Origin of the sequence: Cuspidothrix issatschenkoi CHARLIE-1 (assembly GCF_002934005.1) — a bacterium.
Classification (GTDB): domain Bacteria; phylum Cyanobacteriota; class Cyanobacteriia; order Cyanobacteriales; family Nostocaceae; genus Cuspidothrix; species Cuspidothrix issatschenkoi.
The window spans coordinates 15,979-39,634 of sequence record NZ_PGEM01000126.1 but is presented as its reverse complement, the minus strand read 5'-3'; the positions used below and the strand labels follow the sequence as shown (position 1 = coordinate 39,634).

Below are 23,656 nucleotides of genomic sequence, written 5' to 3'. Positions count from 1 at the left end.
AAACTTTTTGGTTTACTGCTAATGCTCCTTCATAGTCAATTTCAATAGCAGGGGGTATGATTGTTTCTAAACCTAAATCTAATTCCTGTGTTTGTTCTTGCTGTTCACTCATATTTAATTAATTACACTTTCTTCAAATAGGGTTTTCTCATCAATATTAGGTTGATCTTTAGAGTCAGTTAAAGCAGCAGAATACTGAATATTTAATCCCTTTTCTGCATCTAGCTGTTCAAGTTCTTTTAATGCTTCTTCTTCAGTTAACCCTTCAACTTCAACCAGGTATCTCTTCCTAGAAATTAACTTATGTCTAACAGCTTCAATTTGCAGTTTCTTATCTTGTAAATCTCTAGGCATCATGTCAGGTAATTCCACCCTAAAAGGAATGTCAATACCTAACTCTAGGAATATGGTTTTGATAGCTGAAATTAAATAGTTAGCTCTACTTAATGTTGCTCTCTGTAGTGGTTCATATAGGACACTAAGAGAAGATGAACTAGAAGCTGACCTAGCATTCTGTAGTTCTAAAAGCATTACTCCAGTTAAAGAATAAATGTCTTGTAAAATGATTAATCTTTGACGTTCTAAGTATGGGCTATCTACTGGTTGCAAGTAACCAATCTTAGGAGTTATACCCAATTCAGCAGCAGCATTAGAAATAGGTAAATGTAAAATACTAGCAGCATCAGAAGTAAATGCTGTTTGGAAAGCTGCTGACCCTGTAGCTGACTCTACACTCTCAAGTTGACTTGAATTTGTTCTGCCTATAATCGCAGGTGCAGAAGTTCCAATTGTAAAAACTTGAGGTTTATGATGTTTACCATTTAAATTAATTCTTGACCTGACTTCATTATATTCAAGCTGTAAATGAATCAATCTTTCAATAGCAGACTGAGCAGTGCGTCCATCTAAGGAATTCACTAACCTAACTATAGGAATGTGATCACCCATTTCTACAGGTTCAGCATCACCAACTTTAACAAAATATTTATAATCAGGAAGATTAAATAAGTCTAGTGTAGTCTGATTCTCTACGGATAGAGTCAGATAATGTTCTACTTTTACCTTGACATACTTGTTATTAACAGCATCATAAATCTCTCTTGATTCCTTTAGATAAACAACTTTTAATGGGTCAAGAGGATCAACTTTTATGTCATCAACATCAATTGTTCTAATATGACGCAGCTTACCTTCAGAAACCTCAATATAAGTTTCTCCATAAACAGGTACATCTAGGTAAACATCCTGTAATAGACTATAAAGTTTAATCTGCTCTAATTGTAAATTTAAATTTGCTTGTTGCTCAGGATTGATAGCTAAAAGTTTTATTTTCTTTTGATAGCTATCACCTAATAGAAATGATTTAATTTGCTCTACTATTAGCTGAATAATTTTAACTGGTAATTCTCTAGTGTTAGCAGGATTAATTCCCTTATAAGCATCTAGCAGTTCTTGTTTTGTAGCCATCTAAAATAAAAGTTTACTTATGTTTATTATATACATTAAATGAACTAATGGAAAGTGGGATCAATGATAAGAAGTATAGATGGTTGGTTAAATATATGTGTCTGCTTCTGGGGGTATGGGGCAGGTGACTAATGGCGGGAGGGTTTGTAAAGTTTTCTGCACATAACAAGTAAATTAGGGTAGCTATATGCTACCCTATTTATGATGTCCAGCAATCAACAGGTGAACTCATCAGTAATTATTACAGGAAAGGTCTTTAAAGATCCGACTACTGTGATTGTGTTTAATTAAGTGAAAAACTCTTAGGAGTCTGATTAGCTTGGTTGAATACTTATTTACTGATGCAAATTAGCCTGTAAGTAGTAATCAGGATTGTGTGCGAGACTTATTCTGCCCCTTGTGGGATTGTGTACGGTCTTTATTCTGCCTGATTACCATTATGGAACTGTAACAACTCCAAGATAGCCCTTGAGGCTAGGAGAATGTTTAAGCCATAATGTCACCATAGGACTGTAACAACTCCAAGATAGCCCTTGAGGCTAGGAGAATGTTTAAACTATGGTGTTGCTGATGACTCCACTGAACGCTTTAACTCAGTGAATAGTATACAGAGAAAGCCTTGTGTTAGTACCTGTATGCTACACTACTCCGGTAAGTTGGGAAAGCTATATGTTAGTACCCTTACCAGATGGAGAGTGAACTGAGTTAACTGTGTTAGTAAGTGGAGAAGTGCTGGAGTATACTCCCTAAGTTTATCAGTGGTCACGCTTCATTCTTTTTTCTGTAAGAGACTGTTTAGCATCTCACTGTTAGGTATCTCTTGTCACTCACCAACTGAGCTAATAGGCTTCAGTAGTCACATGGTTAGCTTCTCACTGTTAAGACATCTATGCTTCACTTATCAACAGGACTAAAAGCTTAAGTGGTCGCCAGGTTGTCCTCTCACACTGAGTTAAATACACTTCACTCACTGAAGGGAAATTATGACAGACAGCAATAGTTAAATATTTAATAAAAGTTCACCTTTTTATTTTTAAAGTTGTCTTCTGAACAGACAGCCTACTCCCTAAGTTTATAAAATTTTGTAGTTAATTACTTACAAAAAACTACACTTGTTTTATAAGTATGCTTATGTATATAATCTTGTTAAGTCTTCTATTGCTTGTTAGTATAGTCTACCAGTCTAATTAAGACTAGCTGTATAGTATTAAATATTTAATTTTTACTATCATGCAGCTAACCTTTGAGTTTTGTGATGGTTGGAGAATACATTTTGGTGACGTAGCTAGGTGGGTAGGTATAGCACATTATCAGCTCATAGCAATTTTGCAACTGTACCCAAAGAACTTTAAAGACTTTAGATGTATTTATAGCTCTAATAGAGGGTGCTATTTGAGTCATGTCCACATTGAGCTTGCTATCATATACTTGTTCATTAGTGATCAGGATAAATTACTCTTAATTGAATTAGCCTAGCAGTTGACAGCATTTAAAAAAGCTAAATCAAACCAACTTTGACATTGCTAGTAGAATAAGCTTGCTATATGTGATAGCTGTCGTGATATATACTACAAATGCTACAAGTTTTCTGTGTTTAGACTGCTGCACTTGAAAATTCTAAATCTAATTTTCTGAACTCTAGTTTCCACAATCAGGGTTCTGTTTTTAAATCTTTTCAAATAGATTTCTGTTTATGAGTTGACAATTAATCAGCTTTCATTCAGTTTTCTAACGCTTCAGTTTGAACAATCAATTATCTGAAACAGATTGCTAATTGTTAGACAAATCAATCAGTTGTCTGTTACTAAGTTTTGTGAAAATTACAGTTTACCAAGTTTTAAAGTCTTCTATCTATTCCTTCTTATAGGTCAGTTATATATAGTGTTTTATTGAGGGGGTGCATTTATGAATTGCCTATTTAATACAGGTTTATATATTGACCAGAGATTCTTTTAGTGGTATATTTAGAGTATAAAGAAATCCCACTATTTTAAATATGCAATTAGATAAGATTACATCAATCCGACTGTACAAAGGTCACAATGAGCAACTTCAAAAAGTAGCTGATAGAAAAGGGTTAGACAAAGCAGACATCATCAGACTAGCAGTTAAGAATTATTTGGAAGAGTATCAACTTCAATTATCTTAATCATTCAGCTATAGTTTCCTATACCCAAGGGAAACTACTCAAATCAATAAATTTATTAAATGAACTAAACTAATATGACAAATTTAACCAAGGCTTTAAAAATACAGATTCAAACTTTAGCTGAATCCCCTTCAGAATATCCAGTACACTTTGATGTGGCTTGGAACTGGATTGGTTATTCTAGAAAGGATAATGCTAAGAAGGTTTTAGTAGCAAACTTTGAGGAAAATTATGATTTTCAGGTTTTCCTGAATAATAAGGAAAACCCTTTGGGTGGTAGACCAACTGAAGATATTTACTTAACAGTTGACTGTTTCAAGCAGTTATCTATGATGGCTGGTACTCAAAGAGGCAAAGAAGTTAGAAAGTATTTTCTAGAGTGTGAGCGTCACGTAAAACTTCTGTTGAGTCAAGAGAAAAATCAAAAGTTAAGAGCCTCTACCAAATTTACCAGAAGAACATTTACTGATGCTGTTTCTGATTACATAACCAGGCATAATCTTAGTAAAACCAATAAGGGAAAGTGGCTTTATAAAAATGCTACAGATAGATTGTACAAGTTACTTTTTGGACATAATGCTCAAAAACTGAAACAAATATTAGGGGCTACTAATCCTAGAGATGCAATGTCTCTGATTGATTTAAGAGACGTAGAGTGTGTTGAAAACCTAGCTGTAAGATTGATTGATGGTAGAAATATGGAACCAATGAAAGCTGTAGAGGCTGCTTTTAATTTGCAACTTCTACAAACCAGGGAATTAGAAATCCATTATCTAGAATCTGAAGCTGCATAATTAAAAGGAGAGAGAAGCAGCCTAAAAACTTCTCTCTTTTTGAATTTACCTGAATTAATATACACATATCATACTACATAATTACATTTACTACAATTAATATACTAGATATGCCTAAAAATAACAAAATATTTAATGCTCAATCCTCTTCTGGAGCTTACATTTCAGACCATCTCAAAGTTATTAAATCTCAATTGGATTTTATTGATGAAAAACTGGATTTAATAGAGATTGAAGAGGTAAATGAGAAAACTGGTAAGAAGAAAAGTGTTAAGTTAATTGAAAAGGAGATTGAAGATAATAGAAAACTTTACTGCCACTTAATAGTAAGTACCATTGCAAGTTTAAAAAAGAAGAAGGGTGAGTGGATACCTATATCTGCTTTGTTTATTAGAGAAAATATACCCAAGTCTTCTTGGATTAAGTTTGTTGATAAAGGTTTACTAGAAGTTAGTACCTATTCTCATGCTCAAGGGTTATCTAGAGAGTTTAAAATTCCTGAGTTTATATTTGATGAATTCTTTGAAAGAGGGTTTTTAGAACTTGAACAACTAGTTAAAGTAAAAAGATATAATGCTTTTACAGGAAGGGCATCTAATGTAGCATTAGGTCACCAAAAATTTGATGAGAATGGTAATGAGGAGCCTGAATTAATTACTTCAGCACTTGATTTAATCAAGGAAGGTTACTTTAATCTAGCTGCTGTTAATTCCCATATAAAAGATTTAAATGCAGCCAGATTATCTTTAAAAGCTGAGTATGATAGGATTGCAGCAGATGAGATTTCAACTGAGGAGGCAAAGAAATTAGCTCTTAAAAGGTATAAAAGTGCTAAATGCCGACTTATAAATGATCATCACTCTATTGGGTCAATTACAGGTCAAAATCCTAAAGAGATAGCTCCAGGTATATATGTTTACAAACCAGCTTATAAAGTTCAACCAGCAGGGAGAGTTAGCCAAATGAAAGGAGGATTGCAATCAGCTTCCAGAAGAGCTAAGGCAGCAGCTTACAAAGGTATAAAAAACTTAAAGAATTATGACCTCAAAGCTTCTCAAATTAATGGGTTAATTCAACAGTTTGAGTTAGCTAATTTAGATACTACATGGTTGGTTCAATATAGGGATAACCCTAATGCTAAAAAAGAGTATGCAGCTAAAGTAGGTATTAGTGTAGATTGTTGGAAGACTTGTCTATGTGCCTTACTTTTTGGTGCTTATACAACTTCTCCTAGTAAAGTAAAAAGTAAACTGGATGCTCTACTAGAAGAAGGTGGTAAACCTTTAAATAGTATTTTAGATACATTGGAAGATGAAGCAGATGGTGACTTAGAATTACTGGTTAATTATCAAACAAAGTTCCTAGAATGTGTAAAACCACTAAAAGTACAGCTAGATATATGGCATGATTGGTTACTAAATAAATGGGTTCCAGCAGTAGCTTATGCAGGTAAAAGTGGTAAGAAGTACATAAAAAATCCTACTGGAAAAGAGCTTTGTATAGATGATTTACAAGCTAAATATAAAGTATGGAAGGTAAAATCAAAAGTGGCAGCATTTGTAATGCAAGGTCAGGAAGCCGCATTTATTCATGCACTGACTAATCAAAGTGTTAACTATGACTATAAGGTAATTGCAAATGAGCATGATGGTTTGATTTGTATAGGTACTATACCTGATGAAGCTGTAAGGAAGGCTGCTGAAATGTCTGGTCTTAAAACCCCAACATTGGAGGAGAAACCTTTTGATTTAACTGAAATAGAAGAGTTGATGGAAGAAGATGATGGTACTGAGTATGACTGGGAAGAAAGCATAAGTGATTAGAAATCAGTAAGTATGGTAAGTAAATTTTTTATTTTATTTTTTTTAACAAGTAAACAGGTAAGGTAAGAAATCAGAAAGCCAGATAAATAAGTCAGAAGCAGGTAAGTCAGATAAACAGGTAAGGAAAAGTTAGGTAGATAATGAGTCAGCAGACAAGGAAAACCCCCTTATAGGTTGTTAAATATAGATAGTAATAATGGCTATATCTCTTTTCACATAAGGGTTACAGCCATTTTAAATTCTATCGTTTTAAAGTATAAATTAAGTATATTTAGTATATTTGTATGTTAAATAAATAGTAAGTATATTTTTTTAGATAAAGTTAGTATAAAAGAAGGTAAAAGAGTAGGTAAGATAAAAGATAGTTAGTCAAAAGGCAGAGAGTCAGATGGAAAACAAGAGACAGAAGGCAAGGTAAGCCCCCTTATAGGTTGTTAAATATAGATAGTAATAATGGCTGTAACCCTCTATATATAATGATTACAGCCATTTTAAATTCTATCGTTTTAACATTTAAAAATAGACTATTTACACCATAAAATATTGGTAGACTCACTTCCCAACAAAGCAGTTATCCTTCAGTAATCAAATGGTAAGCATTTACAAAGCGATCGCATTATAGTGACCTGAATCATTGACTTGAGGTATAGGATACCTTATTGTGGGTAGGTATTTAAGCAGGTGTGGATTATGACTAATGAGATTGTGGAAGATAAAATGCTTACTGGAGTAGAAGCACGAAGAGAAGCTATCAGCAAACTATACCAAGCATATAAGTTACTAGGGGATGTTTGGGCATTAAGTGAATGTAATGTTATATATAGAGACTCAGACTATATAAGCCCAGACCATAGTGAGAGTTTGTCTACAATGTGTGGATATATTCTAAAACATATAGTTGATATAGGTATGATTGATAATGTACTCCTCTGGAATCACATTGAAGAAGGTTCCCCTGAATGTGATCTAGACTTAGTAGAAAAATACCTTATGTCAGAGCAAGAAAACTCTATTAAGCCTACAGGGACAGAGCAGCCAGTAGAAACAGATGTCAATAAATCTTCTACACATGGAAATATTACTAAACCTCAATTTAGAACAGTCAGTGAACTTGACAAGGTACAAGAGAAATTGAAAAGAATGGGTAAGTAAACAACATTAGTTACCCCTCTCACATCAAAAACCTGATAAATCAACTATTAGATTAGCTGACTTATCAATTCACCATTTACCATTAGAGTTCTCAATAGGGAGCGATCGCACTAGAGTGAACAATATCACCTAGTTAATGGTATACAATCCCACTGTAATCAATTAACCAAGTGTGTAATTATGAAGGCTCAAGAAGCAAGAAAAGAAGCAATCAAAAAATTATATAGCTCCTACCTATCAGTAGATGGGGCTTTAAATTCAATGCCTTATGGTGAGAATTTTACTGTACATAATGATGATGATCAACAATTTGTAAGTAAACTTGATTCTGTAAAAAACACGCTTGAAGAAGCTTTTGAAGATTTGTATGTTGCATACAGAATAGAGGTAATTTCAAGGGAGGAAATTAGCACCAAGCAAGACTTAATGCAGAAAATTAAAGAAATAGCAGAATCTTAAACCCTCAGCCCCCATTCACATCAAAAACTTGATGAGTCAACTACAAGATTAGCTGCTCATCAAGTCACCATTTACCATATTTGCCGATAGAGATATCTGCTACTAATAAGATGGTGTAACTCCCCTCCTTCTGTGATACTGTCGGTCTGCTTCACGCTGTTCATCAAAACTAGATGGAGGATGGAATGTATTATTATTAGGGCTATACATCCCTCTCATGCAAGACTTAAAACTTCCCATTATCACAAGAGCAAGAATAGTCCCAATTACTCCACCTGCATTATTATTTGCCATTCACTTAGTATTTAATTTCAAGACTTCTATTTCAGAATAACTTTTTAGTAGCCCATTCTTTACAGAATAACTACTGAAATACATATACAGACATATACTCAGTATAAACAAAATTTGTATTTTACTCAGTTGCTTTTATCAAGATATAAAATAACTTTTTCATAACTAATATCAAAACCTGAATTATTTAATGTTGCTATTAAACCTAACGCATCTGAATGAATCTGTAGAGCCACTAATTTACCTTTAATTTTATTACAACTCTTCAGGTATCTTAGTAATTGTCCTACCGCATTACAGTCTATAATATCTTTTTTAAATTCTATTATCTCATCTCCACTAACTAGATCAACTCTACCTTTTCTTAATTTCTGCTGCCTATTTCCACCATACCTAGCTCTGTACTCTCGCTCAATATCAATTTCTATAAAATACATTTTAGGATTATCCAAGCAACAATCATCCAGATAAATATAAGCTCCTAAATAATTAGCCACCCATAAACTTCTAGCTTTATGAAAATATCTTCCATACTTTTTATTAAAGCTATCTTTAAAGATTTTTAGACTTTTCCCCTCTAATTTAGTAACCTTTCCATGAAGATAATACTCCCTACCAATAACATAGTTTTTGGCAAAGTCATTTAATTCTAACCCCTTAGCTTCACAAATATGTTTCATAACAAAAGTTACTTCTTCTTCAAAGATAATCCACTTAAGTTTATGCTTTTCAATTAATAATCTCAACCTATTTAAAATTGATTTATCTGCATTAGGATGTTTCTCTAAAATCAACTGATTTATATCTATTGAGTCAGTCATGGTGATTTTTTTAAATTACTTAAATCAGGTTATTCCAATTAAGTTTTTAGTTCTATAATGGAAATAATCAACCTTTATTATTTAGGTATTCAACAATGCCAATACCAATCAAAAATGAAATTAACATAGTATTTTCAACCCTACCAGACTTGATAACTGCTTGGAATACTGCAATGCAAAAAGCATTTGCAGAGGAGCAAGAAGGTCAAAAGGTAGAAGTTTTAGAAGCCATCCTTAATTCTTTACCTGATATGCAAGAAAAGTTTGATTCAGAAATTGATAAACTAAGCAAGAAAATTAAAAAAGAAATAGCAAAGGAGAAAAAGAAAAGAAGTAGTGTATAAGCCAGTAATAATTTATTTGTAAAATATTTCTGGAACTTCAAGATGTTTGATTACTCCTGAATAATGCTTGTAGATTACTTCAGGAGAATTACCCACCATATCAGCAACTTGTTTAACACTAATACCTGCCTCCAAACATAGAGTGATAAAAGTGTGACGACAGTTATATTGAGGTAAATAATATCTAATCAATTTATCATTGACTAAATTAGTTAATACTGGTTTCCATACTCTATTGAGAAAGTTATGAGTATTTAGCTCTCTACCATTGCGATTATAGAAAAGTAATTTCTCAGCTTCTTCATACCCAATATCATTCAAAAGTTCTCTCAGTTGACTATTGATAGGAAACAATCTAATTTGGTGAGTCTTTGTGTCTTTCCTTATCCTGACATCAGAAGGTACAGCCTCAGCAAATGTGATATGGGTTGAACTAATATGTTTCCATTTCAAAGCTACAGCTTCTTCAGGTCTGCATCCAGTACAAAATAAAAGCCTGATATAGTTAGTGTAGTAAGAATGCGCCAAGGGAGAGTATTTAGGACAATACTTGTTACTAGCAAAAGCATCAATAATAATAGCTATCTCTTCTTGACTAAAAGTAAGAATAGTATTATTTTTTCTCTTGGTTTTAATGGTTTTAGATAGGTCTTTGAAGGGGTTACTTTCTAGCAACCCAGATGTGATAGCCCAATTACAGCAAGCATTAAGTTGTTTAATAGTACGCTTGGTTGTTTCAGCAGAATAATTACTGAGTAAATGATTCCTGATTAGCACTGCATCCTTAATGTCGCTAGTAGGTAGTGCTTTAATCCTTTTCTCTATTAGTGCATAGTCTCTCATAACAGTAGACTGTTCTACTTGACTACTCTTAAACTTAACATACTCACACCATAAGTCCAGTAAAGTGTATATTTTTTCCTTCTTGGCAGATTCATAGTCAGGTTTGTATTTAGCCAGAGTAGGATCAAAATAGCCAGCTATGATATCTAGCTCTATCTGCCTTGCTTTCATCTCTGCAAGCAGTTTATTTTCAGCAGTGTCAGCTAGATTCAAAGACAAGTATTTCTGACTACCAGCAAACAAAGCTCTAGGAAATCTTAATCTAAGACGACCTTCAAGGGTTTCAATTCCAATTTTCACTGACTTTCCTTGACTATTTTAGGTTTGCAAAGCATAGTCAAAAAATAGTCAAAAGGGGGTTAAAACAAATATTCAGCCCTCTAGCACTATTGATGACTAGAAGCTGAAACCCTTGTGTAGTAAGATTTATTTAATGGCTCAGGTCAGATTTGAACTGACGACCCCAGGCTTATGAGTCCCGTACTCTAACCAACTGAGCTACTGAGCCGCGTTGTTTTATCAACTTTTATTAATATAGCATAGCAATTTGGATCTGACAACTCCCAAATTCCAAATTTTTTAACCCCAAATAAAAAGAGGGAGTTTACCCCCCTCTTTGCAGCAGACACTCAGAAACTATTAACGATTTGGTAAGAAAGCGATAGGGTTAACAGCACCCTTACCAGATGGATGAACTTCAAAATGGCTGTGGGGACCAGTGCTGAAACCTGTACTACCCATAGCGGCAATTTGCTGACCTTGCTGTACTTGCTGACCAGGTTGCACTAAAATTCGGCTGTTGTGTCCATAGCGAGTTAAGCTACCATCAGGATGGCGAATATCCACAACATTACCGTAACCACCACTATTCCAGCCAGCCTTCTCTACTACACCGGCAGATGCAGCATAAATGGGTGTGCCAGTTGAGTTAGCAATATCAATCCCTCTGTGCATTCTTCCCCAGCGCCAGCCATAGCCAGAAGTAAGAACTCCTTTTGCTGGCCAAATGTAGCCGGTAGTAGAATCAGATGGGAAATTAAAATTATCTTCAGTGGTTTTAGGCAAGTTAATATCCACTGCTGCTATCGGTGGTAAAGATGGAGAAACCGCGCTTCCTCGCATTTTGCCCAAAGACTCAGAAGCATTCATCCGCACTTGAGGCACATTTAGCTTAATACTGGATGAATTGGGGAAATTGTTCCAGCCAGCACCTGTTTTAGAAGGTAGGAATTCTGGATTAATTGGCTCTCTGTTAGGAAGAGAGGCTGTAGCTAGAGTTTTAGATGGTTTATTACTGTAACCTGGCAATATTGCTTGAGGTACAGGAATCTGTAGTGCATTTGCTTGACCTACAGTTGCATTATTGCTTGAGTCAATAGCAAGAGGTACAGACTGACTATTATTTTCATCATCTGTAGTAGCTACACCAGCTTGTTGAGTGCGGTATTTATGACGCAATCTCTCAATTTCTACCTGTAAGCTGCGAATACGCTCATTACCTTTGATTTTTGACCCAGTTTGCATCGGTTTTTCTAACCCATGCTTTGATACAGGTCTTGCTAGTGGAGTTTCCCCACCTAAACCATAGGATTTATTAGGAGCAGGTAAGGCTTGAGGTACAGCAATAGGAATAGTAGCCTGTGCTTGCTTATCGGCAGCTATTGGTGCAGGTACATTCAGGGGTTTAGCAATAGGTTGAGTGATGCTAGGCGCAGAATTCCGTTCTGGCTCTCCTGTTACTGCTGGAATGGGGATGGTAACACTATTAATCTCAGGAGTAGCACTCAGTTCTGTTTGCTGTGTTACTCTAGGAGAAGGAACTGTAACACTGGGATAATTAGCAATAAATGACTCTGTTCTTAAGCTGGGAGTCTTTAAAGATGAATTATCTGCGGTGCTAGAACTATCCAGGTTGTCCGTAGGAATAACGAGCCTTTGATTAATTTGGAGTTCATTAGGATCACTCAGATTATTAGCTTTGACTAATTCTGAGACCGAAGTACCATGATTATTAGCGATCTCTGCCAGTGTATCTCCCTGCTTAACTTCATAGGTTGATACAGGCAATTGGGCGACAGATTTTGGTGAAACTGGGATAGACAACGTTTGTTGCTGTATGGTCGCACCAGATTGTCTGTTCTGCCTCAACTTAGAAATAAGCTCGGACTGGCTGGACTCAGTGATATTATCTGTTGATTCTGGTATGGATGTTTTAGCTACAGTAGTGGGCTGTGCTTTATTAATACCAGTTTTTAATAAATCTTGAGATTGCTCAGATCTCAACTGTCCTAAGCTATTTCTTAAACGATTTGATTTTTCCTGTAGGCGATACAGGGCAAATTCTTGCTGTGCTTTTAACTGAGCATCAACATTATTATTTCCTAATTCTTCTGCTGATAGCTTTTCGGGGGCAATCATGCTGCCAGGAATACCTTCTGATTGAGACAACTGTTGTGTTGTTTCAGGTAGTTGGGTATTTGCTGGTAATGTAGACTGAACCGGACTATTGCTCACTCCTTGTCCTAACTGGGGTTGTGAGTGAACAGAGTTTGTATCAGCTACGTTCGTTGGAATAATAACATTGGATGTAGTGCCTTCGACAGTTGTGCTATTAGTTGCAACTTGCCATTTAGCTTCAAGCCCGGGTACTTGTGAAACTACTGTTGGTTCCAAAACCAAGGGATTAGCAAACGCGCCTGTCACTGGGACGGTTTGGGAATCCATTCTGGTAGCGGCAAATTTCATTTCAGTCTCGGCAACAGATGGAATGATTGAAGTTGCTTTTTGACTGCCAACAGGAGCCGCTGCTTGGGCTTGATCGCTTTGTCGAGTCACCAAAAGGCTGGTTGCTCCCATGGATATTGCCAAGCCAATCATGGCGGCTCTATGAGTCCGCGCCCGGCGGGTCATTTTGGGATTGATCTCTGAATTTGTTTGCTCGACCGGGGCATCATCGCTGCTGGGGGTATTGTTCAACACAGCCTTCTCTCTTTTTTTCAATGCTCGTTTCAAAGACGACCTCCTATTATCACTAGCGTTTAATTGATCTTGATTTTCGAGGATGGATATTAATTTATGATTGATATCACTTAAACCCACGGATCAAGATCACATTCACCAGAGACACTTACGTAAGATTAACCTGCTTCTGGTAATTTAGACAAGTTCACACACCTAAGCAAAATTTATAATTTTCTTGATGTTGTCTTATCTAAGTCACTCCTCACAACCCAGGAATGTTTGCTGTTGTCATTCGTTGATACTCATTTGACTGAGAAATCCTAGAATTAAACCAATATCATAGCTTGATTAACTCTATTGTTTTTTCTTAGCATTTGAGTGGCAACATTTGCGGAAACAGCGATAATCCTGCTGTAGACATTTTCAAGATTTTTTGAGCTAATCCGTCTTATCAATAGCAGACTTTACGTTGATTCTTCCCTAAAAGACAACCGTACACAATATCTGCTGTTTTGCATTAATTTATTGTATACCAGAATACACTGTGACGCAAATCATTTACATGATAAGGTTTTGACTAGTTTTATCCTGTTGTTATCTAGTAGCGAGAATTTACTAAAATCTATCCTTTGTAGCCAAATCACCCTGAAAATACCTATACAAATTTCTTATGCTATCTTAGAGTCATTTATCAGTATTTATCACTATGCTTTTGTTATTTCTGTATATTCAATGACTTTTGCTATACAAATCAGCCTGTGATTAATCTGATAAATATGTTTCTATCATACTTAATGAGAAATTTTTATTGGTGAATATAAATTATTGTAAATATCCTAGCTGACGACGACTCTCAAATAAACTAATGGCCACGCTGACTGATAGGTTTAAACTACGAACTCCCGGCTCGTACATGGGAATATATAAGGTGGAGTCGCAATCAGAAAGAACATTGGCTGGTAATCCGGCTGTTTCACTGCCAAACAACAGCCAATCGTCTGAGTGAAATTCAAAACCAATGTAATTAAAGTTACCACGAACACTAAAACCTAAACATCTGCCACCACGCTGTTGATGTACGTTTTGAAATGCTTCAATTGATTCATGATAATGAAGTTTGACGTAAGGCCAATAATCTAAACCTGCTCGTTTAAGATAGCGATCACTAATTTCAAATCCTAATGGACCCACCAGATGTAATTCCGTGCCTGTAGCGGCACAAGTGCGAGCTATATTACCGGTATTGGGAGGAATTTGTGGATGAACTAAAACTACTTGGGGCATTGTTTTGTGAATCTTTGTGATGGATGCAATAAATTATTGTTGTCTAAAAATCTACCAAAATCTTGCCGCTATATATAGTTTTTTTTTATATACGGAGACAATTTTCTATTGATTAGTTTTTTTAATCCTGATGGTTGACGGTTGACTGTTGTGCGGGCGAACGGCCGTTCGCCCCTGCACCCCTGCCTATTCCCTCAAAGATAAACATATTTTGTTTTCTAGTTCAGTTTCCCGTTCCTGGGTTGCCACTATAGCTTGAGCAATTACACGCTGAATATCAACACCAACTTTATGTAGTTGTAACCATTGTTGAGCTTCATTACCTTCCCGGAGAATTTTGTTCACGGGTGAGAGGAAACAACTAAAACCTTCTTCTTTGGCAATACTCCATACTTGTTGATAGATTTGGGCTATCCAATCTCTAGCTACAATAGTGCTACCATCTTGCCATCGCTGTAATTTAGCATCTAGGCTATCGGTAGCAGAGGCCATTTCATTTTTCATAGTCAAGGTAATTAGTTCTTCAGGAGAGAACGGACTATGAATTAAAGGATCTATGGTTGGGTCTTTAATAATTTGGATTAATCGCGCTTCTAATAGGGCTGTTATTGCTAACAATGCAATAGGATCGGTGACTAAATCACAAATTCGCAATTCTAGACGATTGAGATCATAAGGACGGCGATCGCCATTGGGACGAACTGAAGCCCACAAATGGCGGATATTTTGCATTTTTCCTGCGGCTAACTGTTCGTTGACCCATTGAATATGATGATCATGACTAGCAAATAAAGGTACATGATCGGGAGTTTGAGGAAAAATTCCCCAACGCGTAGAATGATAACCAGTGGTGTTCCCATGGAGGAAAGGAGATGAAGCACTCATCGCTAGAAATAAAGGTGCTTCCATGCGGATTACCCGACAAGCACGCATTAATACTTCTGGATCACTGATACCAATATTAATATGTACGCTGGCAGTGACTACCTTTGTTCCATAATTTTGCTCAATGTAGTCATGATAGGGATTAGTGGGGTCAGAACGAAAAAAGTGATCGCTGCCTTCTAAAGACAAGGTACTCCCCGGTATTAAAGTATAATTATTGAGTCTGTGGAGATAATTTCGTAATTCCCTTCTCGGACGCAGCAACCCACAGAGCAAATTTTCATAACTACTAGATGGCTGCGTAACATATTCCACATTGCGGCTATCTGGTTCACGCATAAAACCATCTAAATCCCTGGTTATTTTGTCAGATAATCCCACAATTTCACCTTGAGGCGTACCAGTATACATTTCAATTTCAAAGCCTTTTAATAAAGCCATGTAATTCTCCTTAACTCTTATAATGTGAATAAATTGTATCTAATAAGACGATTTTTTGCATTTTGCGCCCTGCTGTAAAAAGCACTGTTGCCAAAGGTCTATCTTTTAACTAAAGAAAAATAAGTAGGGCTTGCTGAATAAACATGAAAGGATTACAGGTAAAGGGTTTGAGCCGTTTTCATGTAAAAAGAGTGCAAGCTTTTACGAGGTGGAAACTCGAAAACCTTGCATTTAAGTTTGATACCAAGGAAAAATAGCTCCCATCCAACTCTTGAAACTGTTCCCTGTTCCCTCTCCTCACAGACAACTTTTTCAGCAAACCCTAAGTATGAATTTTTGATCAACAATGAAGATATACCAACAGGTTATGACATTCTTTTCATTATGAGCGTAACTGCTCAAAAAATCTGGTGATAAGATACAGATTTCCCTAGTTCATACTTTTAATTGTCAGTGATAATAGATATTAAAAACCCCCAAATATATTAAAATTGGGGGCGAAAATAAATTTACCATCACGGGCGCACTAGGGAAAAAGTTGAGAAAAGATACATGAAAATCAATTACGGTGATTATTGCTGTAGCGAACCCTTGTACCAGCCCAAAGTAATTTTTCCCGAATTGTTTGATAATAGGAATTATTTGCCCGTAGGACAATAAACTTAGCGCGACAATCAGCCATTCGCACATCAACACGGTGTCCAGGCCAAATGGAAGTAGATAACACGCCATCCATCCAGAGTTTTGTACTTAAATCATAATCGCCCAAAGGCCAAATACTGACCACAGAACCAGGTGGTAAAACCAGAGGACGACTAGAAAGACTCATCGGGCAAATGGGAGTGATGGTAATAGCTTCCATGCCATCATGGATAATTGGTCCACTGGCAGAAACAGTATAACCTGTTGAACCTGTGGGAGTAGAGATAATTAATCCATCTCCCACATATTGATCTACTATTTCACCATCAATTTCCATTTCCAGAATTGAGGTAATCATTCTGTCAGCAGAAGCGGGTTTGACACAAAATTCATTTAAAGCCAAGTAACTCTCTGTTACTGGTTCTAAATTTGAGCCAGTTCCCTCATATACCGCTGCTTGTAACATCATCCGCCGTTGGATGGCATAATGATCTTCTAACAGTCTGTCCCACACAATTTCTGGATCTTGAAACTCATCAACGGACTCAGTTAAAAATCCTAAATGGCCGCCTACATTCACACCGAGAATGGGGATACCGAGAGGGGCTAAATGTCTAGCGCCGGTTAAAACGGTACCATCACCACCGAGTACCAAAGCTAAATCTATTGGTTGATTAGCAGAGGCCAAAAAAACCGGGTAGGGGTTATCTTTTGGCCCACTAGGTCCCACCAATACTTGACATTGACGATTTTCTAGTTGTTTAGCACAGAGTTCAGCCCAGCGTTTACTCTGGGGATCTCTTGCTTTATAAGCAATGATTACCTGCTTTAGTTGCACGAAATATTACCACTTCAGGAGATTAAACTGCTCCATATCAACGGTATCACGGTTGCGATAAATCGTCAGAACGATTGCTAAACCTACCGCCGCTTCTGCCGCTGCCACAGTGATCACGAAAACCGTGAAAACCTGACCTTTAATTAATGTTGAATCAAGAAAATTGGAAAATGCCATTAAATTTAGATTAACGGCATTAAGCAATAATTCAATTGACATCAGTACACGGACAGCATTACGACTGGTAATTAGACCATAGATGCCAATGCAGAACAATGCTGCGGCTAGTAATAAAAAGTATTGGAGTTGCATGATGATCCGTTCTCTGTTGTTAGTTGTCAGTACCGCTACCAGTGGAGATGAGTTCTTTGGGGCGTTCTGGTAGGGTTAAAATTGTTTGTTGTAGATCAGATTTTGGTACTTGATCGGGGATATATTCACGACGCGCCAGAATAATTGCCCCTACCATTGCCATCAGCAAGAGAACGGAAGCTAACTCAAAGGGTAGCAGAAAGTCGCTAAAGAAATGCTGACCAATTAAAACGATGGAATTTTGACTAACTGTGGGATTGGTAGAATAAGCCCAAGGAGTAGCTAATACCATTGTACTTAAAAGTGCAAATAGTCCAAAACTGACTAAAGCTGTAAATACTTTTCGTAATCCAGCACTAGGCAAGGGTAAAAAATCTTCTCTTTTGTTTACCAACATGATGGCAAATAAAATTAAGACGTTAATTGCACCAACATAAATTAGTATTTGTGCTGCTGCTACAAAATCACCATTTAGCAATAGATATATTCCTGCCATGCTGATGAATACTCCTCCCAGCAAAAAGGCAGAATAGACAATGTTAGAGAATAACACCACACCCAGTGCGGCCCCAATCATCATCACACCGAGGATGCCAAATGATACAGACTGTACTCCTTCTGCTAGATTCACGGTTTTCTATCCTTATTGATGTTTAATAAATACTGCGTAGAAAGTGGTGATTGGTAATTGGTAATTGGAAAAATTTTGATTACCCATTACCCGTTACCCATTACCCATTACCACTTTCTACTAAGTCTTCGGGACGTGAACCAGCACGGGGGGCATCAGCGGGGACTCCGTGGGGATCCATTACGCCTTTAGGTAGGTAAACAAGCTCACGTAGTGGTGTCACCATAGGATCGTTTGTGACTTTGTAGGGTAAACGTCCCAGGGCGACGCTATCATAATTTAGTTCGTGGCGATCGTAGGTGGCTAGTTCATATTCTTCTGTCATAGATAAACAGTTGGTAGGACAATATTCCACACAGTTACCACAGAAGATACAAACTCCAAAATCAATACTGTAGTGTTTAAGTTTTTTCTTTTTGGTAGCTTTGTCCATTTCCCAATCAACTACAGGGAGGTTAATAGGACAAACACGCACACAGACTTCACAAGCAATACACTTGTCAAATTCATAGTGAATCCGACCGCGAAATCTTTCGCCGGGAATTAATTTTTCGTAGGGATATTGGACTGTAACCGGTCGCCGTCTCATGTGGTCGAAGGTAACGGCTAAACCTTGACCTATATAACGACCTGCTTGAACAGCTTCTTTGGCGTAATCACCAACTTGTTTGAGGAATTTTAGCATTGTGTGTCTCTCTCTTTGTCAATTTTGGATTTTGGATTTTAGATTTTAGATGTAATCGACAATCTAAAATCTAAAATCTAAAATTTTTTTATCCACCGAAGGCGAAAGGAAAGGCTAGTTTGAAGGCTGCGGTTAAGAGGAGATTGACCAAACCGACTGGTAATAGAAATTTCCATCCTAAGTCTAATAATTGGTCAATCCTTACCCGTGGTACTGTCCAACGGATGAGGATGGCAAGAAATACGAGGAGGTAGGCTTTGAGTACGGTCATGGTGATGCCTATTCCGGCTGTTACTACCTGGATGGCAGGGTCGCTTTCACTGACTCCTAACCAGTTGCTGATCAGATTCAGGGGGATGGGACAATGCCAACCACCAAGGTATAAAATAGCTACTAATAGGGCAGAAAGTACCAGGTTAACGTAGGAACTGAGGTAGAAAAGGGCGAATTTCATGCCTGAATATTCGGTTTGATACCCTGCTACTAGTTCTTCTTCTGCTTCTGGTAAGTCAAAGGGTAAACGTTCGCATTCTGCTAAGGCGGCGATCCAAAAGATCATGAATCCTAGTGGTTGTCGCCAAATATTCCAGCCCAAAATGCCAAAGTTGGATTGTTGATTCACGATGTCAACGGTGCTGAGACTGTTGGACATCATGGCGATCGCCAGTACACTCAATGCTAAGGGAATTTCATAACTGATGGACTGGGCTGCTGCCCGTAGACCACCTAACAGAGAGTATTTATTATTGGAGGCGTAACCTGCCATTAATAAGCCAATGGGCTGAATACTAGATAATGCAATCCATAAAAACACGCCCATGCTTACGTCAGTTATGATGATATTCTGTCCAAATGGCACAATTAAATAGGACAGAAATACTGGTAAAACGACAATAATTGGACCGAGGGTAAATAGCCAAGGATCTGCTTTAGCGGGTACTATATCTTCTTTGAATACCAGCTTCAGACCATCGGCTACAGGTACTAACAACCCAAACAGACCTTGATATTCGGGTCCAATTCGTTGCTGTGCCGCTGCAGAAATTTTCCGTTCTAGCCATGTGGCAACTAATACGCCAACTGTTGCCCCAATTAACATCAATACCATGGGCAATGGCATCCATAGGGCTTTGGCTGTCCCTGGGGGTAGGCCTAAGTCCTTGACAGATTGAATAAAAGTTCCTTGGAGGTCAATTCCTGGATTCATGTTTGCTGCTATGAAAGGTCAATAGATTTTGGATTTACGATTTTGGATTTTGGATTTACTCCACACTTTAGGGTAGAGATTGGGGATTTTGGATTAATTCCGCCCTGAAGGGGCTTGTGCCGAAAATTCCCAATGTTCATCTTTTGTAATAATCTCTGGTGAGATGATGTCCAATTGTAGATTTATTGACAATTCCCATGTTTAGTATATCGTTGGATGGTTTTTGCCATAAAACCCTAGAGACAACTTCTACTTATGGTTGGGATTAGGAATTGATGATTGATAAGTAGGTAAATGAGTTGAAGGAGGCAGGAGGCAGAAGCCAGGAAGAGGATTTATACACCACTTCAAAAACTTTTTGCTTTAAAAGGGCAGGTTTTATAGCCTTAGACAATGCCATTAAGACATTATTTATCCTTAAAACCTAATTATACCAAGGGGTTCACCCTGGACTCTTGTTTTCTGCTATAAATTTTACCAATTAATGTAGTTGCACAAAACAAAACAAAGAAAGAATCACCGTTACCGATGTGGAAACGGTTCTTTCATTGATATTTATTGCCTCAAGGGCAGATATGACAGTTATCAATCTGTCCACTGGAGGACTTGAATTGCAGATCCAAAATCTAGAATCCAGAGTTATGTTGTTTGTTTGTTAGCGTTCGTCAATGGGAGTGTAAGAGACTTCATGGCGACCGTTATAAATTTGGGTCGGACGGAAAATGCGGTTTTCTACCAGTTGTTCTTTCCAGTGGGCTAACCAACCAGCGACGCGAGCGATCGCAAATACTGGAGTGAACAAGTCTGTGGGAATTCCCATTTTCCTGTACACCAAACCGGAATAAAAGTCAACATTAGGATAGATGCCTTTGCTACCCAATTTTTCGGAAACTACCCGTTCCATTTCTTGGGCAATTTCATAGTATTCATCGTAGCCAAATTTCTCGAACAACTGTTCTACTAGATTTTGTAAGATAGTGGCCCGAGGATCTTTAACTTTGTAGACACGATGCCCAAAACCCATAATTTTGGCTTTGCGTTGCAGTAAATCCTCTACGTAAGGACGAACATTATCCACAGAACCAATTTGTTCTAACATCTGGATTACTTCTTCGTTTGCGCCGCCATGCAGTGGACCGCCTAGAGTCCCTACTGCACTGGCAACCACAGCATAAGGATCAGTTAAGGTAGAGGCTGTGATTCTAGCACTAAAGGTAGAAGCGTTCATCGTATGCTCAACGTGAAGTATTAAGCACACATCAAAGATTTTCGCAGCTAAAGGATCAGGTTCTTTCTCATTGAGCATATACAGGAAGTTAGCCGCATAACCTAAATCATCTCTAGGTTTAACCGGATCGTTCCCCTGCCGCATTAACTGGAAGGCTGCTACCATCGTGGGAATAGTGGCTATTAACCGAACAGCCGCATTGCGGATATAGACTGGATTATGTAAGTCACGACGAGAATAGAATAAACCTAAAGCAGCAGCAGAAGCTTGTAGCGCATCCATAGGATGACCACTTTCAGGAAAGGATTTCATCATGTCCCGAATGCGGTATTTGATGCGTCTGTGAGTAAGAACTTCTTCCTCAAATGCTTTCAGTTGTTCCTTATTTGGTAACTCACCCCAAATTAAGAGATATGCAGTTTCCAGGAATGTGCTTTTTTGAGCTAATTCCTCAATCCTGATACCACGATATTCTAGAATTCCTTTCTGCCCGTCTACATGACTAATACTCGACTGGGCGGCGGGAATACCTTCTAAACCAGGCTTGTATTCGCATACCGTCATGGCAACACCATTACTTTGTAAAATATCTGCTCACGCTAACTTACCAGAGATTATTTTCACCATAATAGTTGCTGATATTACAACTGTTCTATGCAGTTATATCAGTCAACTATTACAGCAGGTACTTTGGTGGTGTCAACCAAAACATTTGACTATGACCCACAGGAGAACCATCATCTGGTATTTTTATTCCAATCATACCTGCTTTTTTGAGGATAAGGCTGTCTTTTGCTTCTCCCCATAGGAGAATTTCTGCCCAATGACTTAAATTAGGTTCATGGCCTACCAATGCTAATTGAGTTTGATGGGCATATTTTCTGGGTTCAAGCCATTCTTCTACCCAACTATAAATATTACTCTCAAAACTCAGATAATGAGATTGTTCTAACTGAGAACTTAGACCAGTGGCAATAAGTATTTCTGCTGTTTGGTAAGCCCGAACTAAGGGACTGGTAAGAATTAAATCGAAGTGTAAACCTAGTTCTACCAATCTCTGAGCTACTTTCTCGGTTTTCTGTCGTCCTTGGGGAGTAAGTTGACGTTTTTCATCTGCTAATTCTGGATGATGTTCTTGGGCAATACCATGACGAATTAAATATAGTTCCATAGCAGTAAATTATTTTTGTATAATTAAAGAACCAGGAAGGAAAGAGGGGTTTAGATAATTATTGGATCAGGTTTGATAATTTATAACGTAATATTGCCAAAATCATACAGGATTTTTCAGCCAAATTGCATCAATTGTAACATTTCTTTGCTGCATATTTTGGCGAAATAAATTGGTAGGTAATACTATTTCTACAGGTGCAACTCCAGGGTATTTAAGTTGATTTTCTAGTAATAATTTAGCAATAGTACCTACACCTAATCCAGCAGCGATGGCAGTATTTTCATGAACTAAATTGACACGGTAAATGGCTGTTTGATCATTAATTTTCCCCGTTATTTCTGCTCTAATCGCTACACCAACACCAGTAAATAGATTAGTAACTTCTGTCATTTTCAGACTGATATGGGATAAAAATTCCATCATGTTTGACTGATGCATTAGTGATTTTGGGAAAATATGGGCTGCTATCCAAGTTAAAAGATTATAAAAATCAGGATGAGATCCAAATTTAGTAATAACTGTTTTTACCTGGGGAAAAGATATTGGTAAAGTCATAGTCTCTGGAACATCAAACCAATAAATACCATGATTATAATAAGGAGCAGGAAAATCAATATTTTCTCGTTCTGTATAAGGTTTAATTGTTTGCCATTCATTATTTATCAAAGCTTTAAAAGTGTTTTGTAATCCTAAAAAAGTTGTCCTCATGACTGTAATTCCTGCACCACCAGAACCAGAAACAACATAACTCAAATGGATCTTTTCTGGCAAATCAAATTTTTCAATTCCCTCACGAACTAAGCTATTAGAAATACCAGGAAAAATCCCTGCATTAATGATTGCAGTTACTCCAGCATCTATAGCTTGAGAATTGAATTGTAAGGCTTTTTGGCTATAGGAACGGTGATCACTCACATCAATATAATTGACACCTTCATGAATACAAATTTCTAAAACTTTAGTATTTCGATAGTGGAAAGGTCCTGCACAGTGAATAACTAACTCAGATTGTGATATGGCTTTTCTGAGATGATCAATATCATCTAAGTCTAATAATAAAAAATGTCTTCTTTCTTCTGCGGAAAAATTATTAATTTCTGGAGAACGTCCAGTGATAGTAATTGTGGCTTGGGTATGTTGTAATAGGTCCTTAGCTACACTACTACCAATTCTGCCTCGTCCTCCGATAATTAAAACATGATTTTTCATAATGTTAAGTTGT

At 37.1% G+C, this 23,656-nt stretch carries 20 protein-coding genes and 1 tRNA gene; 5 read left to right on the top strand and 16 right to left on the bottom strand.

Annotated features, from left to right (window positions below; genetic code table 11):
• Positions 1–114 precede the first annotated feature (114 nt).
• Positions 115–1,467 carry a hypothetical protein gene (locus CUN59_RS16085; protein ID WP_104388790.1) on the bottom strand — a complete coding sequence of 451 codons (1,353 nt, stop codon included), beginning with the start codon at positions 1,465–1,467 and terminating at the stop codon, positions 115–117.
• Between the two features lie 2,223 nt (positions 1,468–3,690).
• Here CUN59_RS16085 and CUN59_RS21160 point away from each other — a divergent pair.
• The 4 genes from CUN59_RS21160 to CUN59_RS16060 all read left to right on the top strand — a co-directional run bounded on the left by CUN59_RS21160 (position 3,691) and on the right by CUN59_RS16060 (position 7,844).
• Positions 3,691–4,410, top strand: a complete 720-nt coding sequence (locus CUN59_RS21160) for an antA/AntB antirepressor family protein (RefSeq protein ID WP_133164037.1) — start codon at positions 3,691–3,693, stop codon at positions 4,408–4,410.
• Positions 4,411–4,520: 110 nt separating this feature from the next.
• Complete coding sequence (locus CUN59_RS16070; protein ID WP_104388788.1) at positions 4,521–6,233, top strand: hypothetical protein; 1,713 nt, start codon at positions 4,521–4,523, stop codon at positions 6,231–6,233.
• A 690-nt stretch (positions 6,234–6,923) separates the two neighbouring features.
• Positions 6,924–7,385: a hypothetical protein gene (locus CUN59_RS16065; RefSeq protein WP_104388787.1), complete on the top strand. Its 462-nt coding sequence runs from the start codon at positions 6,924–6,926 to the stop codon at positions 7,383–7,385.
• A 180-nt stretch (positions 7,386–7,565) separates the two neighbouring features.
• Positions 7,566–7,844 carry a hypothetical protein gene (locus CUN59_RS16060; protein ID WP_053538208.1) on the top strand — a complete coding sequence of 93 codons (279 nt, stop codon included), beginning with the start codon at positions 7,566–7,568 and terminating at the stop codon, positions 7,842–7,844.
• Between the two features lie 102 nt (positions 7,845–7,946).
• On the opposite strand, the gene CUN59_RS16055 is transcribed toward CUN59_RS16060, so the two are convergent.
• Positions 7,947–8,138: a hypothetical protein gene (locus CUN59_RS16055; protein ID WP_104388786.1), complete on the bottom strand. Its 192-nt coding sequence runs from the start codon at positions 8,136–8,138 to the stop codon at positions 7,947–7,949.
• Positions 8,139–8,263: 125 nt separating this feature from the next.
• On the bottom strand, positions 8,264–8,959 hold the full coding sequence (locus CUN59_RS16050; RefSeq protein WP_104388785.1) for a PDDEXK family nuclease: 696 nt from the start codon (positions 8,957–8,959) through the stop codon (positions 8,264–8,266).
• 95 nt (positions 8,960–9,054) lie between these two features.
• On the opposite strand from CUN59_RS16050, the gene CUN59_RS16045 reads away from it, so the two are divergent.
• The gene (locus CUN59_RS16045) at positions 9,055–9,303 is read left to right on the top strand and encodes a hypothetical protein (RefSeq protein WP_104388784.1); all 249 of its coding nucleotides are present in this window, start codon (positions 9,055–9,057) and stop codon (positions 9,301–9,303) included.
• A 12-nt stretch (positions 9,304–9,315) separates the two neighbouring features.
• Here CUN59_RS16045 and CUN59_RS16040 read toward each other — a convergent pair whose 3' ends face one another.
• The 13 genes from CUN59_RS16040 to CUN59_RS15980 form a co-directional block, all read right to left on the bottom strand.
• On the bottom strand, positions 9,316–10,446 hold the full coding sequence (locus tag CUN59_RS16040; RefSeq protein WP_104388783.1) for a tyrosine-type recombinase/integrase: 1,131 nt from the start codon (positions 10,444–10,446) through the stop codon (positions 9,316–9,318).
• Between the two features lie 134 nt (positions 10,447–10,580).
• Positions 10,581–10,654 (bottom strand) — tRNA-Met (locus CUN59_RS16035).
• 131 nt (positions 10,655–10,785) lie between these two features.
• On the bottom strand, positions 10,786–13,125 hold the full coding sequence (locus tag CUN59_RS16030; protein WP_243406968.1) for a peptidoglycan DD-metalloendopeptidase family protein: 2,340 nt from the start codon (positions 13,123–13,125) through the stop codon (positions 10,786–10,788).
• 804 nt (positions 13,126–13,929) lie between these two features.
• The gene (locus tag CUN59_RS16025) at positions 13,930–14,391 is read right to left on the bottom strand and encodes a tRNA (cytidine(34)-2'-O)-methyltransferase (protein ID WP_104388782.1); all 462 of its coding nucleotides are present in this window, start codon (positions 14,389–14,391) and stop codon (positions 13,930–13,932) included.
• A gap of 186 nt (positions 14,392–14,577) precedes the next feature.
• Positions 14,578–15,717, bottom strand: coding sequence for a glutamate--cysteine ligase (gene gshA, locus CUN59_RS16020; protein WP_104388781.1), 1,140 nt, complete (start codon positions 15,715–15,717; stop codon positions 14,578–14,580).
• 559 nt (positions 15,718–16,276) lie between these two features.
• On the bottom strand, positions 16,277–17,197 hold the full coding sequence (locus CUN59_RS16015; protein ID WP_104388780.1) for an NAD(+) kinase: 921 nt from the start codon (positions 17,195–17,197) through the stop codon (positions 16,277–16,279).
• Between the two features lie 6 nt (positions 17,198–17,203).
• Positions 17,204–17,509: an NADH-quinone oxidoreductase subunit NuoK gene (gene nuoK / locus CUN59_RS16010; protein ID WP_015080280.1), complete on the bottom strand. Its 306-nt coding sequence runs from the start codon at positions 17,507–17,509 to the stop codon at positions 17,204–17,206.
• 19 nt (positions 17,510–17,528) lie between these two features.
• Positions 17,529–18,140 carry an NADH-quinone oxidoreductase subunit J gene (locus tag CUN59_RS16005; protein ID WP_104388779.1) on the bottom strand — a complete coding sequence of 204 codons (612 nt, stop codon included), beginning with the start codon at positions 18,138–18,140 and terminating at the stop codon, positions 17,529–17,531.
• Between the two features lie 100 nt (positions 18,141–18,240).
• A complete protein-coding gene (gene ndhI, locus CUN59_RS16000) occupies positions 18,241–18,825 on the bottom strand; it encodes an NAD(P)H-quinone oxidoreductase subunit I (RefSeq protein WP_104388778.1) in 585 nt (194 codons plus the stop codon).
• An 88-nt stretch (positions 18,826–18,913) separates the two neighbouring features.
• Positions 18,914–20,032, bottom strand: coding sequence for an NADH-quinone oxidoreductase subunit NuoH (gene nuoH, locus CUN59_RS15995; protein ID WP_104388777.1), 1,119 nt, complete (start codon positions 20,030–20,032; stop codon positions 18,914–18,916).
• 655 nt (positions 20,033–20,687) lie between these two features.
• The gene (locus CUN59_RS15990; RefSeq protein ID WP_104388776.1) at positions 20,688–21,824 is read right to left on the bottom strand and encodes a citrate synthase; all 1,137 of its coding nucleotides are present in this window, start codon (positions 21,822–21,824) and stop codon (positions 20,688–20,690) included.
• Between the two features lie 112 nt (positions 21,825–21,936).
• A complete protein-coding gene (sixA, locus tag CUN59_RS15985; protein ID WP_104388775.1) occupies positions 21,937–22,431 on the bottom strand; it encodes a phosphohistidine phosphatase SixA in 495 nt (164 codons plus the stop codon).
• Between the two features lie 102 nt (positions 22,432–22,533).
• Positions 22,534–23,643, bottom strand: coding sequence for a saccharopine dehydrogenase family protein (locus tag CUN59_RS15980; protein WP_104388774.1), 1,110 nt, complete (start codon positions 23,641–23,643; stop codon positions 22,534–22,536).
• Positions 23,644–23,656: the final 13 nt, after the last annotated feature.